The organism is Acinetobacter sp. YH12205 (assembly GCF_013418125.1).
GTDB classification, from domain to species: domain Bacteria; phylum Pseudomonadota; class Gammaproteobacteria; order Pseudomonadales; family Moraxellaceae; genus Acinetobacter; species Acinetobacter towneri.
This window is the reverse complement of record NZ_VPCQ01000019.1, coordinates 1-16,007: the sequence shown is the minus strand read 5'-3', so window position 1 is coordinate 16,007 and position 16,007 is coordinate 1. Positions and strand designations below refer to the sequence as shown.

The following is a 16,007-nucleotide window of genomic DNA, read 5'->3' as shown; positions in this document are numbered from 1 at the left end:
CCTAAAATACAAAAGATAATCATTTAAATCTCTAATAAATACCCACCTTGCCACTACTGAATCGACATAGACAAAATGAGAACTTATGCAAATATTTGTCTATATTTTTAGTTATAGTTAATTACTCTCAACCGACGCGGTTTAAGCATAAAATTCAACCAACTGGTGAATCAAAAACAATTGGCGGGGCAAAACAAAGAACACATCTGCCTTGCCCTGCTCGATTTAGACTGGTTTAAGCAAGTAAATGATCGCTATGGACACGATGGAGGGGATCAGGTACTCAAGCAAATTCCAAAAATTTTGCAAAAAAATCTACGCAGTGAAGATATTATCGGACGTTTTGGTGGCGAAGAATTTATGATTATTTTCTCCAATACCTCACCGCAAATTGCCCAAAATGTACTGGAACGCTGCAGAATTGCCATTGAACAACATCGTATTGCCTATGCAGAACATGAGATTCAAATTACCGCAAGTTTTGGTTTAAGTGCCTTATATGTTTATCATGCAGATCAACATGAATTAATTCAGCGTACTGATGCTGCGCTGTATAAAGCCAAGCAAAGTGGACGTAATAATGTGCAGCAAGATATTGAATCATGAATATTAATTTTGTATAAAATACAAACAAAAATCGCAGGTCATACAATTTTTTTTTAAACTGCGACTATCACTAAGTGACTGCAATACATTCTTTAAATTTATAAATAAAATTACTTATTTATATTAAATGTAAATTTTATCAAATAGTAAAATTTAATTCTAAAAATAAGCAACTGGTCAGTTTCCTCGCAAAATTTTTAAAAAATTTATGCAATACAAGGGTATGATGTGCTCAATTTAGCTTTTGAGTGCTCACTTTATGTCCAATTGGTTTCCCAAATGGCGCCCTTATGAAGGCAACATTGATGCGCGTCCTGTAGGGACCAATGAGTATCTACCGCCTGCACAAACCGTTGTATTGGGGATACAACACGCGTTTGCCATGTTTGGTGCTACGGTACTTGCACCTTTCTTAATGGGCTTTGACCCGAACCTTGCCATTTTAATGTCAGGGATTTGTACCATCCTGTTCTTTTTCATGACAGGTGGGCGCGTTCCAAGTTATTTAGGTTCGAGCTTTGCCTTTATTGGGGTAGTGATTGCTGCCACAGGCTATGCAGGTGCAGCAGGTGGTTTAAATGCCAATATTGGGGTCGCGGCAGGCGGGATTATTGCCTGCGGTATTTTATATGCCCTGATTGGCTTTTTGGTGATGGCCACAGGCACCCGCTGGATTGAAAAATTGATGCCACCTGTAGTGACAGGTGCAGTGGTGATGATCATTGGTTTAAACCTTGCCCCAGTCACGGTCAAAGCCGTTGCAGGCAATCCATTTAATATGTGGATGGCATTGGTAACTGTACTATGTATGGGCATGATTGCCGTGTTTACCAAAGGTTTACTGCAACGCCTCTTGCTTTTAATTGGCTTACTCATGTCGTATCTGATCTATTTTATGGTCACCAATGTCATGGGTTGGGGGACGCCAATTAACTTCACACCAATTCAGCAAGCCGCGTGGTTTGGTGTTCCAGACTTTCATGCGCCTGTATTTGATGTGAATGCCATGCTGATTATTGCCCCAATTGCTTTCATTTTGGTGGCCGAAAACTTGGGACACATTAAAGCAGTCGGAGCAATGACAGGTGAAAACCTCGATCCACACATTGGTAAAGCCTTTGTAGCCGATGGTGTTGCCACAACACTCGCAGGTGGTGTCGGTGCGCCGGGTATGACCACCTATGGTGAAAACATTGGGGTGATGGCTGTTACCCGCGTGTATTCCACGATTATTTTTGTGGTGGCGGGGATGTTTGCTATTTTCCTTGGCTTATCACCAAAATTTGGGGCAATCATCCATACCATTCCTACCGCCATTTTAACGGGCGCTTCGATTGTGGTATTTGGTTTGATTACCATTGCTGGCGCGAAAATCTGGATTGAAAACAAAGTCGATTTTTCTAAAAACAAAAACTTGATGGTGGCTGCCGTGACCATTATTTTAGGAACGGGCGACTTTGCGCTGCAACTAGGCAGCTTTAACTTGGGTGGGATTGGTACAGCAACTTTTGCGGCCTTGTTCCTGAACTGGTTCTTTAGTTTGCGTGATCCATCCTAATCAAAACCTACGTTCATCTGCTTGATCTCAAGTTGATGCTAAAGCAATGCAAAAAGACCGAACAACAATGATTGTTCGGTCTTTTTTAGCTCAAACGGTCTGTCTAGAATAAACCGTTTTTAAGAGATCATGCTTTTGCTGTGGCTTATTTCTGTTTTTTAAGCTCTTGCTTAAGTTGCTTCAATTTGCCTTTATGTTTTGAAATCTTTTTCAAACGTGCTTTGATTTGTTGCTTCAAAGATTTAACTTGCTTAGCCATGGTATTACTCCTTAGTAAGGCTATTCGTTGCCATTGTGTTGTTTCACAAAACTACGAATAAATTTTCTTAATTCACGAGCAGCACTAGTATCAAGTTCTTCACATAAACGAATAAATTCATCACGTTCAGTACTATTAATACGAATTAAAAGTTGTCCATCTTTCTTGCCTGTCTTTATTTTTTTGATTTGCTCGTTCATTGCTGATCTCTCCAAAATAAAGACTGCTTTGCAAAAGATGTATATACAATATATATACTTTTTAAAATAAAGCAAACTTACAATATTAAAAAATGTAATAAAATCATATTCTTTTTTTTACCAATTCTTTTTAAAAACCCAGCAAAGCCAAGACAGGCAAGGCTTTGCGCTTAAAACCACCTGCAGAAAAAATAAGCAAATTATTTTTAAAAATTATGCTTTGAATACCAAGATGGCATATAAATACGCGGTTTTACCGCAAAAACGCAAAGTTTGGGCTGCGTTTGAAGCATCGCCCAAACTTAGGGATAGATCAATTAAGGACGGAATTCTTTTAATTCACGCTGAATAAAATGCTGAATCATATCGTGATACAAACGCTCGACCATGTCAGGATCGACTGCATGTTGCAGAGCCAAAGTACGGACTTTTTCAATCACTTCTTTCACGCGCTGCGGTGACTGTACATCTTCCACAGTCTGTTTATGGCGCATGGCCTGATCGACATAAAACTGACGCGATGCAATCAGTTCAATTAAAGCCACATCAATTTGGTCTATTTTGTCACGTGCTTGTTGTAATGAGTTTACTTTTTCATTGTTCATGGGCTTGGGCTACACTTTCAGTTTCGGTTTCGTTTTCACTCTTATACTTTTCTTCTAACACATTACTGAAAATACTTTCAATCATCCACACCCGATATAAGCTGTTAAACACGTAGCTTTGCCCATCTATGCGCAATTCCAACACAGGAAAATCGGGCTGAGATTTCATTTCACACAGCATATCGTTTTCTTTGAGCAACTCGGTCACATCGGCTGTGGTCAGTTGATCTAACTCCAGTTCACGCTGCATACGCTCAAAATGCGCTTTAAAGGATAAATCCTGTCCCCTCGTCCATACCGCCTGCAAAATGCGATACATGGCATCCACACGCTGTTCTTCAGGCGCACTGTAATACAGTTGTGCCATTTGATAAGTCGCCTGCTCAGTCGGGCGGCAAAACGGCGTAAACGCAACATCAGTACGTTTAGATAAACGTGTTGCCAAACTCCAGTCAAACCAGTCGCGTCCATGATAAGACAAGGGATACACATTCAAATGGATATTGTAATAGGCAGCTAATTCTTCTTTGATATACGCCAATAACAACCAAGAAATCGGGTCTTCCAGTGCAATATACAAATCCAGTTCAGGGTCGAGTGCCTGAATTTCATTGAGTTCTTCGGCATCACTAATTAAATGTTCTCGCCATTCAATGTGATTGATCAAGAAAATAGGATTATCGGTGAGTAATTTTTGTTGTTTTAAACGGCGTGTCAAACGCAATAAATCATCGACCGCATGATATTTACGTCCACCAAACTCAAAATAACTGGCCAATACAGGTGCATCATCAAAAACCCGTTCAGGAAAATCCTGAATTTGATGATGACGGCTGGACATGGCATATAAAGTGCGTAATTTACCCGACTGCTTTTGCCACAGCATGTGAAACACATCTTCGAGTAAATACAAGAAATCCTGACCACGTAACGGCGTATGCCGCAAAATAGCTTCTGCCTGCATTAAGGCCTCTGCAGTCGGTGGTTCAGGGCTATCGTGAAAACTAAAACGGTGTTGTTTGGCAAGAATTTGTGCATCTTGAATACAATAATTTTGCCATTCTGCAGCCGACATTTGATTCGGTGCATCGCCACTTTGCCGCGAAATCACCACGGTTAAAGGTTTTAATTCATCGGCCAGAATATCTTCTAATTGCGGCAACTGCTGTACCGCCAAATAGCTATATACATCATCTAGACGTAAATACACACTCAGTCCGTGTTCCGTGGGCAACACCGCTTGCCGAGATGGTTTTTGATAAAACCAACTCGATCTGATCGGATCGAACCAACGGCGTAACAGTGACATGAGATCAGCCTCTAAAAAGAAAATCCTTGTGGTTTGGGGACAAGCCACATGCAAATCATGTGCGCTCTTCCTTCAATAGTACACAAGGATTTATATCAATTCATATAAAAATGATCAATTAGACCTCTAAATTCAGATCAGTCACTGCACCTTTTTCTGCGCCCGATGCCAATTTAGCAAATTTCGCCAATGCACCATGGGTATAGTTTGGCTTTGGTTTGACCCATGCCGCTTTACGCGCTGCCATTTCCTCTTCCGACACATGCCAAGTCATTTCACGGGTTTCAGCATTAATCGAAATTTTATCGCCATTTTTCACCAGACCAATTGGCCCACCTTCATACGCTTCGGGGGTCACATGTCCAATCACAAAACCGTGACTGCCACCCGAAAAACGTCCATCTGTAATTAACGCGACTGAATTACCCAAGCCCTTGCCAATAATTGCAGAAGTTGGTTTCAGCATTTCTGGCATACCTGGGCCACCTTTAGGGCCTTCACCACGAATCACCACCACTTCACCTTCTTGCACTTCACCATCTAAAATGCCGCGCATCGCGCCAATTTCACCTTCAAAAACGCGTGCAGGGCCTTCAAAATACAAGCCTTCTTTGCCTGTAATTTTTGCCACTGCGCCCGTAGGTGATAAGTTGCCTTTTAAAACCACCAAGTGTGAATCTTTTTTGATTGGCGCATCAAACGGTAAAATAATTTGCTGACCTTCAGGATAATCAGCAACATCGGCCAAGTTTTCTGCCAAAGTTTTACCTGTAACCGTTAAGCAAGAACCATCGAGCATGCCTGCATCTAACATACGTTTCATCAACGGTTGAATGCCGCCAATGGCAATCAGCTCCGACATTAAATACTTGCCCGATGGACGTACATCGGCCACCACTGGGGTTTCCTGACCAATACGCACGAAATCATCCAGTGTGAGTTCAACCCCTGCAGAATGTGCCATGGCAATCAAATGCAACACACCATTGGTCGATCCACCCAAAGCAATCAATACTTTAATGGCATTTTCAAAGGCAGATTTGGTCATAATGTCACGTGGTTTAATATCCAGACGTAACAGATTCATGACCGCTTCGCCTGCACGTTGGCAGTCATCCATTTTATCTTGAGAAACAGCTTCTTGTGCCGAAGACCCTGGTAAACTCATGCCCAATGCTTCAATGGCCGATGCCATAGAGTTCGCGGTGTACATGCCACCACAAGAGCCTGCACCTGGCAAAGCCACTTCTTCAATTTGTTTGACCTGAATTTCGTTAATTTCACCTTTGGCATGCTGACCCACGGCTTCAAACACCGAAATAATATCGGTATGTCCTGCACCCGGTTTAATAGTGCCGCCATAAACAAACAAGCCCGGACGGTTTAAACGCGCCAGTCCCATAATGCAGCCCGGCATGTTTTTATCGCAGCCACCAATTGCAATCACACCATCATAGGCCTGACAGCCCACCACAGCTTCAATTGAGTCGGCAATAATTTCACGTGAAACCAATGAATATTTCATGCCTTCGGTGCCGTTTGAAATACCATCTGAAATGGTGATGGTATTGAAAATAATGCCTTTACCACCCGCCTGATTCACGCCTGTTTCTGCTTCGCGCGCCAAACCATCAATATGCATATTACATGGTGTGACATTGGCCCAAGTCGATGCAATTCCAATAAATGGACGAGTAAAATCTTCATCCTTAAAACCCACCGCACGCATCATGGAACGTGCAGGTGCATTTTCAATGCCTTCATAGACTTCGGCTGAATGTTCGCGGATATTCTGTTTACTCATGGCTGATTCCTTAGCAAGATGGGTGAAATGACGTATTCATCATGACAATTTATTTTATTTTTCATTGTATCGAAAGCAGGCAGGATGTAAACGAAAATGCCTGTCTAATTTCATCGCTCAAATTTGCTGCGATACTGACATCGCTCATTGCAGACACATAAAAAAGCACCCCAATTTTGGAGTGCTTTTTTGTAGCAGCTTAAATTGCCAAGTACTGCTTAGATTTCACGTACCGCACCTTTTGCCGCACTGGTGGTATGCATGGCATAAGCTTTCAACGCTTTAGAAATTTTACGTGGACGTTCTTCTGCAGGATGCCAGCCTTTAGCTTCTTGCGCTTCACGACGTGCCGCCATAGTTGCGTCATCTACCGCCAAGTGAATGCTGCGGTTTGGAATATCAATTTCGATACGGTCACCATCTTCAACCAGACCAATCGCACCACCTTCAGCCGCTTCTGGAGAAACGTGACCAATTGAAAGACCTGAAGAACCGCCCGAGAAACGACCATCGGTCAGTAAGGCACATTCTTTGCCTAAACCTTTCGATTTCAAATAGCTGGTTGGATAGAGCATTTCTTGCATACCTGGGCCACCACGTGGGCCTTCGTAGCGAATCACCACCACATCACCCGCTGTAATTTTACCGCCCAAAATCGCGTCTACAGCAGCATCCTGACTTTCAAAAACACGTGCTGTGCCGTTGAATTTCAAAATAGAATCATCCACCCCTGCAGTTTTGACAATACAGCCATCTAAAGCAATATTGCCGTAAAGTACCGCCAAACCACCATCTTTAGAGAAAGCGTGTTCTGCATTACGAATCACACCATTGTCACGGTCACCATCTAAACGTGAATAGTAACGGTCTTGTGAGAATGCTGTTTGGGTGGGTACGCCGCCCGGTGCAGAACGGAAGAACTGGTAAACGTCTTCATTTTCGGTACGGATGATGTCCCATTTATCCAAAGCATCTTTTAAAGTCGCTTCGTGAACTGTGCCTACTGAAGTGTCCAATAAACCTGCGCGATCCAGCTCGCCTAAAATAGACATAATGCCACCCGCACGGTGTACATCTTCCATGTGAACATCTTGTTTTGCAGGCGCTACTTTACATAGTACAGGCACTTTACGTGATAAACGGTCAATGTCATCCATGGTGAAATCCACACCTGCCTCATTGGCAGCCGCCAACAAGTGCAGTACGGTGTTGGTTGAACCGCCCATGGCAATGTCCAACGTCATAGCATTTTCATAAGATGCTTTGGTTGCAATTGAACGTGGCAATACGCTGTAATCGTCTTGTTCATAATGGCGTTTGGCCAATTCCACAATCAACTGACCTGCTTTATCAAACAGTTTTTTACGGTTGGCGTGAGTTGCTACAATTGAACCGTTGCCCGGTAAAGATAAACCTAGAGCTTCTGTTAAGCAGTTCATTGAGTTTGCAGTGAACATCCCTGAGCATGAACCACAAGTTGGACATGCAGAACGCTCATATTCAGCAACTTCTTCATCCGTATAGTTGTCATCTGCCGCCACAATCATCGCGTCAATCAAGTCAATCGCGTGTTCATTGCCACGAATTTTGACTTTACCTGCTTCCATTGGGCCGCCAGACACAAACACCACTGGAATGTTCAGACGCATAGCAGCCATCAGCATCCCTGGTGTGATTTTGTCACAGTTGGATATACACACCATTGCATCGGCGCAGTGTGCGCTGACCATGTATTCTACCGAGTCGGCAATCAAGTCACGCGATGGCAATGAATACAACATGCCGTCATGACCCATGGCAATCCCGTCATCTACAGCAATGGTGTTAAATTCTTTGGCAACACCACCTGCCGCCTGAATTTGCTCTGCCACCATTTGACCGAGGTCTTTTAAATGCACATGGCCAGGTACAAATTGGGTAAATGAGTTGACCACCGCAATAATCGGCTTACCGAAATCTTCGTCTTTCATACCCGTTGCACGCCATAAGCCGCGTGCACCCGCCATATTTCTTCCGTGTGTCGATGTTTTTGAACGATAGTCAGGCATTATAAAGTTCCAACTTGGTTGTGCTGAAATGAATCTGAAATTCATTCTGGCGAAATAATACTGTTTGCAAGATCTGTATCACTGCAAAATAGTTTAAGAGTCTTTCTATTTTACTACAGCTTGAGGTAGTAAGGCTGCTGCTTTACCAACTTTATGATGGATAAAAAGTGACGAGAACCCACAGCACCTTGTTGATCATACTGAATGCAATACAAAACTTTCATGAATAATTTTTAAATTTTGCATTACTAATTTTTATCATAATAATTTATAGCACAGAACAGCCGCAGAGGGGATTTGTTACATCCCTTTCCGACCTTTGAGCTGCAATTTGTTATAATTGCTGCGTTATCTATTTACATGGGTTGATTTCCATTGAAAATCGTTTTTGCGGGTACGCCTGAATTCGCTGCAAGTGCTTTGGCAGCACTCCTGAACACTGAACATGACATTGTCGCGGTCTACACTCAGCCTGACCGTAAAGCGGGACGTGGGCAAAAACTCACTGCTTCAGCGGTTAAACAATTGGCACTGCAACACGATCTTCCTGTGTATCAACCTTTGCATTTTAAATCATCTACTGAAGAAGGTTTAGCGGCCCAACAAGAATTGGCTGCCCTGAATGCCGATGTGATGGTGGTTGCGGCCTATGGTTTAATCTTGCCGCAAGTGGTTTTAGATACTCCTAAATATGGCTGCTTGAATATTCACGGTTCGTTATTGCCACGTTGGCGTGGTGCAGCGCCGATTCAGCGCGCGATTGCCACAGGTGATACCGAAACAGGCATCACCATTATGAAAATGGCTGCAGGCTTAGATACGGGCGATATGATGTATAAAACCCTATGCCCAATTACTGCCACAGACACCTCTGCCACTTTACATGACAAACTGGCGCAGCAAGGTGCCAAAGCAATTGTTGAAGTACTGGCTTCAGAGCAAAAATTGCAAGACTATTTGGCTGCGCGTGAAGTGCAAGATGAAGCCTTGACGGTCTACGCACACAAACTGACGAAAGCCGAAGCGCAAATTAACTGGTCACAAACTGCAGCCGAAATTGACCGTAATATCCGTGCCTTTAATCCGTGGCCTGTGGCGTTTATCCCTTTAGATGACACTCAAAACTTACGCGTGTGGAGTTCAGCATTATCAGATGAATCTGCACAAGGTCAAGTGCCTGGCACAATATTAAAACTGGACAAACAAGGTGTACACGTCGCTTGTGGTGATCAACAAGCAGTATGCTTAAGCTCGTTGCAATGGCCAGGTGCTAAACCGCTGAATCCTGTGCAAATCATTCAAACTCAAAAACTTCAAACAGGACAAGTTCTCGCATGAGCCATTCTGAATCAGGCAACTCACATTTGAACTTGCGTGCCCAAGTCATCCGTACGCTATTGGCTGTACAACAAGGGCAATCATTGGCGAGCGTTTTACCTGCACATTTAAGTAAAGTCGCAGAACGTGACCGCGCCTTGTTTCATGAACTGGTTTTGGGCACTTTGCGTCAATGGTATGCCCTAAAAAGCATTACTTTGCCGCTGTTGGTGAAACCACTCAACAATGAAACTGTTGAAACCTGTTTATATGTCGGCTTATATCAAGTGCTTTGTACTCGTGTAGCCAGTCATGCCGCAATTTCTGAAACCGTAACTGCAGCCAAACAATTGGGCTATCAAGCACTCAGCGGTGTGGTGAATGCAATTCTGCGTCGTGTTTCACGTGAAACATCGGAATTTCAAAAGGCTTTGGCGCAGGCACATGGTTTGCCAAGTTGGTTGTATAAACGTCTGAAAAAAGATTGGCCTGAACAACAAGAACAACTGACGCAAACTTTAAAGCAAACCGCGCCTCTGACTTTAAGAGTCAATACACGCCAAATCAGCCGCGATGACTATTTAGAAATTTTGCAGGAACAAGAGATTGCTGCAGAAGCTTGCACCGTGTCTGAAGTCGGTATTGTGATGCTGCAAAATGTGCACATTCCAGACTTGCCTGGTTTTGATGAAGGCGTATTTTCCGTACAGGACGAACATGCCCAACTGTGTGCAACGCTCTTGCCAAATTTAGATGGCAAAGTGGTAGTCGATGCCTGCGCAGCACCCGGTGGTAAAACAGCGCATCTGCTTGAAAAATTTCAGCCTAAAAAATTGATTGCCATAGATCAGGATACCAAACGTCTGTTACGTGTCAGCGAAAATCTAGAACGTCTGCAACTGAATCAAGAAGCGCAAGTTGAAATTTTGGCTGCCGATGCAACCACATGGAATGCCAGTGAAGCAGTGGACTGTATTGTATTGGATGCACCGTGTTCTGCAATTGGAGTCTTGCGTCGCCATCCAGATATTCGTTTGCTGCGTCAATCTAGCGATATTCAGCAAACGGTGGCATTACAGCAACAGATTTTGCAGCAGATGTGGCAGCAACTCAAAGTTGGTGGCACCTTGCTTTACATTACCTGCTCGGTTTTAAAAGCCGAAAATGAACAGCAAATGCAGCAATTCTTTGCCGAACATCAAAATGCCAAAGAAGTCAAAATTGATGCAGATTGGGGCATTCCACAACTGTATGGACGCCAATTATTGCCGCAACAAGGACGCGGGGATGGTTTTTATTATTGTCGTATTGAAAAAACCGCCTAAGCTGTTTCTGTTTTAACGATTCTTCTCATTTAATAGCCTTTCCAAAAAAATAACCCTTGAATCAATCAAGGGTTAATTTAGGGTCTGTTGACACTTCGTCTATGTTTGCGACGACGCATATTTTTTAGCTGATATAAGGCATGGGACAGGAAATTTAGTCATTCTAAATGACTGGCACATAACGCAATAGCAGCAAAAAATATGCTTGTCCTTCGCTGCGCCTTGCGCTGCAAACAAAGCAGTGCTTGTTTTTGCTCAGGCTGTGCAATGCCTTACAACATCGCACCCGTTTCAGCAAAATGCTTAGTCTTCGAGTTCATCTGGGTTTTTGATCAGGTGAATCATCGCCAAAACCAAACCACCCCAAAGTACCACTGTTGAAATAATCAACATCACCAATGCAGATGTATTCATCTTATTTCTCCGCTGCGTCGTGATCTTTTAAGCGGCTAAGCAATACCGCGCCAATAATAAAGAGCACCACGGTACCACCACCCACGGTGAGTAAAATGTGTAATGGATAACCACCATAGCCTTCTGCAAAAATAGATTTCAGGGTTAAGCCTAAAGCCACGAGCAATGAAAGCGGAGTCACGATGGTTAATAGGAAATTCCAGCCCCAACCCAATTTAATGCTTGAGTATTGGTTAACGTGTTGCTGCAATTCTTTGAGCAATGGACGACGGAACCAAGTCACCAAAATGATCGACAATAAACCACCACCAACAATACCAATGTTGTTGGCAAAGTAGTCAATGATGTCGACAAAAGTGATCGCGCTGTGGGTAGAGAATAAAATGGTTGAAACAATAGCTGAACCACCCGCAATGATGGTTACTGCACGCTTACGCGACCAACCCAGTTTGTCTTGGAACGCAGCAATGGGCACTTGCAGAATACTCACCATTGAGGTCACCCCTGCAACCGTCAATGAAGCGAAGAATAAGAAACCAAATAAATCGCCACCTGCACCCAAGCTTGAAATGATTTTCGGGAATGCAATAAAGGCTAAACCAATACCACCAGAAACCACTTCATCTACCGATGAACCTGCGCTGTACGCCATGAAACCAAGCGCAGCAAAAATACCAATACCCGCTAAAATTTCAAAAGATGAGTTTGCAAGTGCAACCACCAAGCCTGAACCAGTCAAGTTGGTTTTACGTTTTAGGTAAGATGAGTAGGTCAACATAATCCCGAAACCCACTGAAAGTGAGAAGAAGATATGACCAAAGGCAGCTAACCATACTTTATAGTTCGCCATCGCTTCCCAGTTAGGCGTAAAGAAAGCATTTAAGCCATCGACTGCACCCGGTAAACGTAAAGCTTGAACCACGAGAATAGAGAACAAAATCAGCAAAAGTGGTATAAAGATTTTATTTGACAGCTCAACCCCTTTTTTCACCCCGCCGTATAAAATGAACATCACCACCGTCCATACGATGACTAGACCAATAAATAAGGTTGGTACAAAACCAAAGGCTAAGCCTTCACCATTTTGTAAGTAGCTTGTGAAAAAGAATTTTTCAGTGTCTGTTCCCCATTGCTGACCAATGGAATAGAACATATAACTGCCTGCCCAAGACAATACGCTGGCATAGTAAATACCAATCAGCAAAGTCACCATCACCTGCCACCAGCCCAATGCTTCACTGTTCATGAGCTTTTTATAAGCGGTTGGTGGTGCTTTACGGTATTTATGCCCAACTGCATAGTCCAAAAACAGCAATGGCAAACCTGCGGCAAAGATCGCAATTAAATAAGGGATTAAAAATGCGCCGCCGCCATTTTCATAGGCAACATAAGGGAAACGCCAAATATTGCCCAACCCGACCGCAGAACCAATGGCTGCGATAATAAAGCCTGATCGCGCGGACCAACTCTCACGAGAATCTGTCATAGAACACCTAAACTTCAGGCTATTTTTTGCTGCTTGTTTTTTAATTCTGACCTTTTATATAAATAACTTGCTTTTTCATTAGCTTAAATTTACTTTATATAACGGTACTTTAGCGCACGCAAAAAATATCCTGCAAAAAATGAAAATCTGGGTGTTTGCTTTAGAGTCACACCTTTTGAGCATCAAATTCTAAAGGTCAAACAGCGAAATATTCGGAAAATCTTGCTTAAAGTCTTTGCCCAATATTGCGCTTTTGTATGGCCTAACAATACTCATTTTTGAACAATTTTTCTGTAAATTCTGCTTAGAAAGATGCTTTTTGTATGCATTTTTTTAATCAAACGTTCAAATTCCACTCCATTTTGACTTGATTTTTTAGTTATAAATCGTATAACTATTTGGAATGAAATTTTGATGCTATTTGAGTTATTTTAATTTTCATCTATTTTAGCAGCGCTGTAGCCTATTATTCACCGAACTACAGCACTGTAATCAATCATCTCAAAATTCAGAGTTAACTCATCCTTTCTCTTTATTTATAACGATGCATCATTAGATCAGATACTTAACGCTTAATTACCAATAAACGCTCTTCCTGCATATCCCGAATAGCAGATTGAATCCCTTCACGCCCTAAACCCGAATCTTTCACTCCACCATAAGGCATATTGTCCACACGGAACGATGGAATATCATTAATAATCACCCCACCAACTTGTAACTGATCCCATGCATACAGCATTTTTTCCAAGCTTTGTGTATAAATACCCGCCTGTAAACCAAAACGACTTTGGTTGATACGTGCAATCCCTTGCTCAAAAGATGAATATTTTTCCAAAATGGCAACAGGGCCAAAAACTTCATCTTTATAAACTTCCAAGTTTGGATCGACCTGTTCCAATAAAGTCGGCTCAAACATCACACCTTTCAGCTCGCCACCTGCCAATATTTTTGCACCTTTTTTCACCGCTTTATCAATCCACTTTTTCAAGCGCTGCGCTTCAGCTTCCTTAATCATTGGCCCGACCAAAGTGCTGTCTAAATCAGGATCTGCCGCTTTAATTTTCTTGAGCTGGCTCACAAGTTTCTTTTTCAGTTCGGCATATACGTCAGCATGCACCAAAATACGTTGCACACTAATACACACCTGCCCAGCATGATTATACGCACCACCAATTAAGCGATGAATCAATGCATCATTCAATTCAGTATCGGGTTCAATCATCACTGCTGCATTGCCGCCCAACTCTAGCGTTACTTTTTTGCGTCCTGCGCGGGCTTTCATATCCCAACCCACCACATCTGAACCGGTAAAACTGAGCAGTTTAAAGCGGTCATCTGTCACTAAAACATCAGCTTGTTCACGCTCACAAGGCAATACCGAAAACGCACCTTTAGGTAAATCTGTTTCTGCCAACACTTCTGCAATTTTCAATGCTGAAATAGGCGTGGCACTGGCAGGTTTTAATACAAAAGGACAACCTGCGGCAATCGCAGGTGCAATTTTATGTGCAGTTAAATTCAACGGAAAATTAAAAGGACTAATCAAAGACACGGTACCAATGGGTACATGCTTAACCATCCCTTGATAATTCGCAGCAGCAGCCGTCACTGCCAACGGCAAAATACGCCCTTCATCTAGTTGTGACACCGCATCTGCCGCAATTTGGAAGGTATTAATTAAACGCTCGACTTCTGCCATCGCAGCCAAACGTGGTTTTCCACCTTCGGCAATTAAAATTTCGACCAATTCTTCACGCATGTTTTGAAAACGCTGCACACAATGCAACAGAATTTTTTGTTTTTGAAAGGGCTGTAACTTTGCCATTTCGGCTTCTGCTTTTACGGCTGCACGAATGGCTTTTTCAATACTTTTCGCATCGGCAAGTGCGACACGCGCATATAAATTTTGAGAATATTTATGCTGAACGGCTAACCATTGCCCTGTTTCTACGGCTTTATTGGCAAGATAGAGCGGATAATCGACAGGTGGATGGACATTTTGCATACTGAAATCCTCTATTTTTGGCGCGAATTAAGCTATATTTTTACAAGAATTTTGATTCTAGAAAATGTATGATGCGCTAAGTTGGACAATATTTCACATGATTTTTTGTCACGAGAACATACAACACCACACCATTCATCCCAAATGATGATGACAAAATACTAGAGTTTATATGCTTACATTACAACGTTTTGCTTTAGCATGCAGTTTAATTAGTTGTTCAGCGGTGCATGCCGATATTATTGGGGTAAAAGCCAGCGTAGATTATTGGAAATATAGCGCAGACTGGAATCAGGCTCAGTTATCACCAAACTTGGATGATGATTTTGCCTTACCCTTCAGTCTAGCAGTAGAGCATCCAGTACCATTTTTACCCAATGCTAAAATTAAACATGCCAATTTGCAGGCCGAAAGCGAGCAAAGCGCTGCTGGTGTAAAAATCAATCAACTAGATTTAGATTACTCAGACTTCATTTTATATTATGAAATTTTAGATAACATTGTTGCCGCAGATGTTGGATTTGGTGCCAAAGTACTTGAAGGCGACTTAAGATCGAATTTGTTTTCGACACAAGACGTCAGTGAAACTTTAGCTATGCTGTATGCAGAAGCAGCGGTCAAATTGCCATTTACAGGTTTAAGTGCCAAAGCTGAAGCTAACTATGCCAAAAATAGCGACAATGAAGTTCGTGATGCTCAGGCAGAAATTAAATATAACTTTATAGATGCCATTTTAGTCGATGTTGGTTTAAAAGCAGGTTATCGCATTTTAGATATTAAGCTCAATCAAGATTCCAATCAGGAAACTCAATTAGAGTTTAAAGGCCCATATTTAGGTTTAGAAGCACATTTCTAAATATTTGATATTTATATAAGTTTAAAACCCTTAAATTATTTTTTAAGGGTTTTTTTATTCTTCTTAAATTTTTCTTTTTTACATAAAAAAAACACCCCCAACGCTAGTTGAGGGTGTTCGAATAATGAGCTGGCGATGACTTACTCTCACATGGGTAACCCCACACTACCATCAGCGCGAAGAGGTTTCACTTCTGAGTTCGGGAAGGGATC

The 16,007-nt window shown here is 42.4% G+C and carries 13 protein-coding genes and 1 rRNA gene; 5 read left to right on the top strand and 9 right to left on the bottom strand.

The annotated features are described in order from the left end of the window. Positions 1–120 precede the first annotated feature (120 nt). Positions 121–606 carry a GGDEF domain-containing protein gene (locus FTU92_RS13705; RefSeq protein ID WP_286379081.1) on the top strand — a complete coding sequence of 162 codons (486 nt, stop codon included), beginning with the start codon at positions 121–123 and terminating at the stop codon, positions 604–606. 259 nt (positions 607–865) lie between these two features. Next, on the top strand, positions 866–2,164 hold the full coding sequence (locus FTU92_RS13700; RefSeq protein ID WP_168418345.1) for a solute carrier family 23 protein: 1,299 nt from the start codon (positions 866–868) through the stop codon (positions 2,162–2,164). Between the two features lie 279 nt (positions 2,165–2,443). Here the strand turns inward: FTU92_RS13700 and FTU92_RS13695 are convergent, their stop codons facing one another. The 5 genes from FTU92_RS13695 to ilvD (FTU92_RS13675) form a co-directional block, all read right to left on the bottom strand. Continuing rightward, entirely contained in the window at positions 2,444–2,623 is a 180-nt protein-coding gene (locus FTU92_RS13695) for a hypothetical protein (protein ID WP_004970356.1), read from the bottom strand. Between the two features lie 317 nt (positions 2,624–2,940). Further along, positions 2,941–3,228: a chorismate mutase gene (locus tag FTU92_RS13690; protein ID WP_179988877.1), complete on the bottom strand. Its 288-nt coding sequence runs from the start codon at positions 3,226–3,228 to the stop codon at positions 2,941–2,943. Next, positions 3,218–4,537: a hypothetical protein gene (locus tag FTU92_RS13685; RefSeq protein ID WP_179990365.1), complete on the bottom strand. Its 1,320-nt coding sequence runs from the start codon at positions 4,535–4,537 to the stop codon at positions 3,218–3,220. Before FTU92_RS13685 ends, FTU92_RS13690 begins: the two co-directional genes overlap by 11 nt. A gap of 118 nt (positions 4,538–4,655) precedes the next feature. Next, the gene (gene ilvD / locus FTU92_RS13680; RefSeq protein WP_004970362.1) at positions 4,656–6,341 is read right to left on the bottom strand and encodes a dihydroxy-acid dehydratase; all 1,686 of its coding nucleotides are present in this window, start codon (positions 6,339–6,341) and stop codon (positions 4,656–4,658) included. Positions 6,342–6,559: 218 nt separating this feature from the next. Then, on the bottom strand, positions 6,560–8,389 hold the full coding sequence (gene ilvD, locus FTU92_RS13675; RefSeq protein WP_019837334.1) for a dihydroxy-acid dehydratase: 1,830 nt from the start codon (positions 8,387–8,389) through the stop codon (positions 6,560–6,562). Positions 8,390–8,764: 375 nt separating this feature from the next. Between ilvD (FTU92_RS13675) and fmt the strand changes: the two genes are divergently transcribed. Together fmt and rsmB are read left to right on the top strand one after the other, a co-directional pair. Further along, positions 8,765–9,727, top strand: a complete 963-nt coding sequence (gene fmt / locus FTU92_RS13670; protein ID WP_179991417.1) for a methionyl-tRNA formyltransferase — start codon at positions 8,765–8,767, stop codon at positions 9,725–9,727. Next, positions 9,724–11,031, top strand: a complete 1,308-nt coding sequence (gene rsmB / locus FTU92_RS13665; protein ID WP_104852800.1) for a 16S rRNA (cytosine(967)-C(5))-methyltransferase RsmB — start codon at positions 9,724–9,726, stop codon at positions 11,029–11,031. Before fmt ends, rsmB begins: the two co-directional genes overlap by 4 nt. A 303-nt stretch (positions 11,032–11,334) precedes the next feature. On the opposite strand, the gene FTU92_RS13660 is transcribed toward rsmB, so the two are convergent. The 3 genes from FTU92_RS13660 to FTU92_RS13650 all read right to left on the bottom strand — a co-directional run bounded on the left by FTU92_RS13660 (position 11,335) and on the right by FTU92_RS13650 (position 14,939). Next, the gene (locus FTU92_RS13660) at positions 11,335–11,445 is read right to left on the bottom strand and encodes a methionine/alanine import family NSS transporter small subunit (RefSeq protein WP_004970370.1); all 111 of its coding nucleotides are present in this window, start codon (positions 11,443–11,445) and stop codon (positions 11,335–11,337) included. A 1-nt stretch (position 11,446) separates the two neighbouring features. Then, complete coding sequence (locus FTU92_RS13655; protein WP_104852799.1) at positions 11,447–12,931, bottom strand: sodium-dependent transporter; 1,485 nt, start codon at positions 12,929–12,931, stop codon at positions 11,447–11,449. 565 nt (positions 12,932–13,496) lie between these two features. Then, a complete protein-coding gene (locus FTU92_RS13650; RefSeq protein ID WP_180096436.1) occupies positions 13,497–14,939 on the bottom strand; it encodes an aldehyde dehydrogenase family protein in 1,443 nt (480 codons plus the stop codon). A 172-nt stretch (positions 14,940–15,111) separates the two neighbouring features. On the opposite strand from FTU92_RS13650, the gene FTU92_RS13645 reads away from it, so the two are divergent. Next, entirely contained in the window at positions 15,112–15,795 is a 684-nt protein-coding gene (locus tag FTU92_RS13645; RefSeq protein ID WP_179988883.1) for a TIGR04219 family outer membrane beta-barrel protein, read from the top strand. A 127-nt stretch (positions 15,796–15,922) separates the two neighbouring features. Here the strand turns inward: FTU92_RS13645 and rrf are convergent. Further along, positions 15,923–16,007, bottom strand: a 5S ribosomal RNA gene (rrf, locus tag FTU92_RS13640); the annotation flags it as partial.

What these genes read in the sequence shown, in the direction of transcription:
- FTU92_RS13650 (WP_180096436.1), bottom strand. Translation starts at nt 14,939, where the DNA reads ATGCAAAATGTCCATCCACCTGTCGATTATCCGCTCTATCTTGCCAAT.
- FTU92_RS13700 (WP_168418345.1), top strand. Translation starts at nt 866, where the DNA reads ATGTCCAATTGGTTTCCCAAATGGCGCCCTTATGAAGGCAACATTGAT.
- FTU92_RS13690 (WP_179988877.1), bottom strand. Translation starts at nt 3,228, where the DNA reads ATGAACAATGAAAAAGTAAACTCATTACAACAAGCACGTGACAAAATA.
- FTU92_RS13695 (WP_004970356.1), bottom strand. Translation starts at nt 2,623, where the DNA reads ATGAACGAGCAAATCAAAAAAATAAAGACAGGCAAGAAAGATGGACAA.
- FTU92_RS13660 (WP_004970370.1), bottom strand. Translation starts at nt 11,445, where the DNA reads ATGAATACATCTGCATTGGTGATGTTGATTATTTCAACAGTGGTACTT.
- FTU92_RS13645 (WP_179988883.1), top strand. Translation starts at nt 15,112, where the DNA reads ATGCTTACATTACAACGTTTTGCTTTAGCATGCAGTTTAATTAGTTGT.
- rsmB (WP_104852800.1), top strand. Translation starts at nt 9,724, where the DNA reads ATGAGCCATTCTGAATCAGGCAACTCACATTTGAACTTGCGTGCCCAA.
- ilvD (WP_019837334.1), bottom strand. Translation starts at nt 8,389, where the DNA reads ATGCCTGACTATCGTTCAAAAACATCGACACACGGAAGAAATATGGCG.
- FTU92_RS13655 (WP_104852799.1), bottom strand. Translation starts at nt 12,931, where the DNA reads ATGACAGATTCTCGTGAGAGTTGGTCCGCGCGATCAGGCTTTATTATC.
- ilvD (WP_004970362.1), bottom strand. Translation starts at nt 6,341, where the DNA reads ATGAGTAAACAGAATATCCGCGAACATTCAGCCGAAGTCTATGAAGGC.
- FTU92_RS13685 (WP_179990365.1), bottom strand. Translation starts at nt 4,537, where the DNA reads ATGTCACTGTTACGCCGTTGGTTCGATCCGATCAGATCGAGTTGGTTT.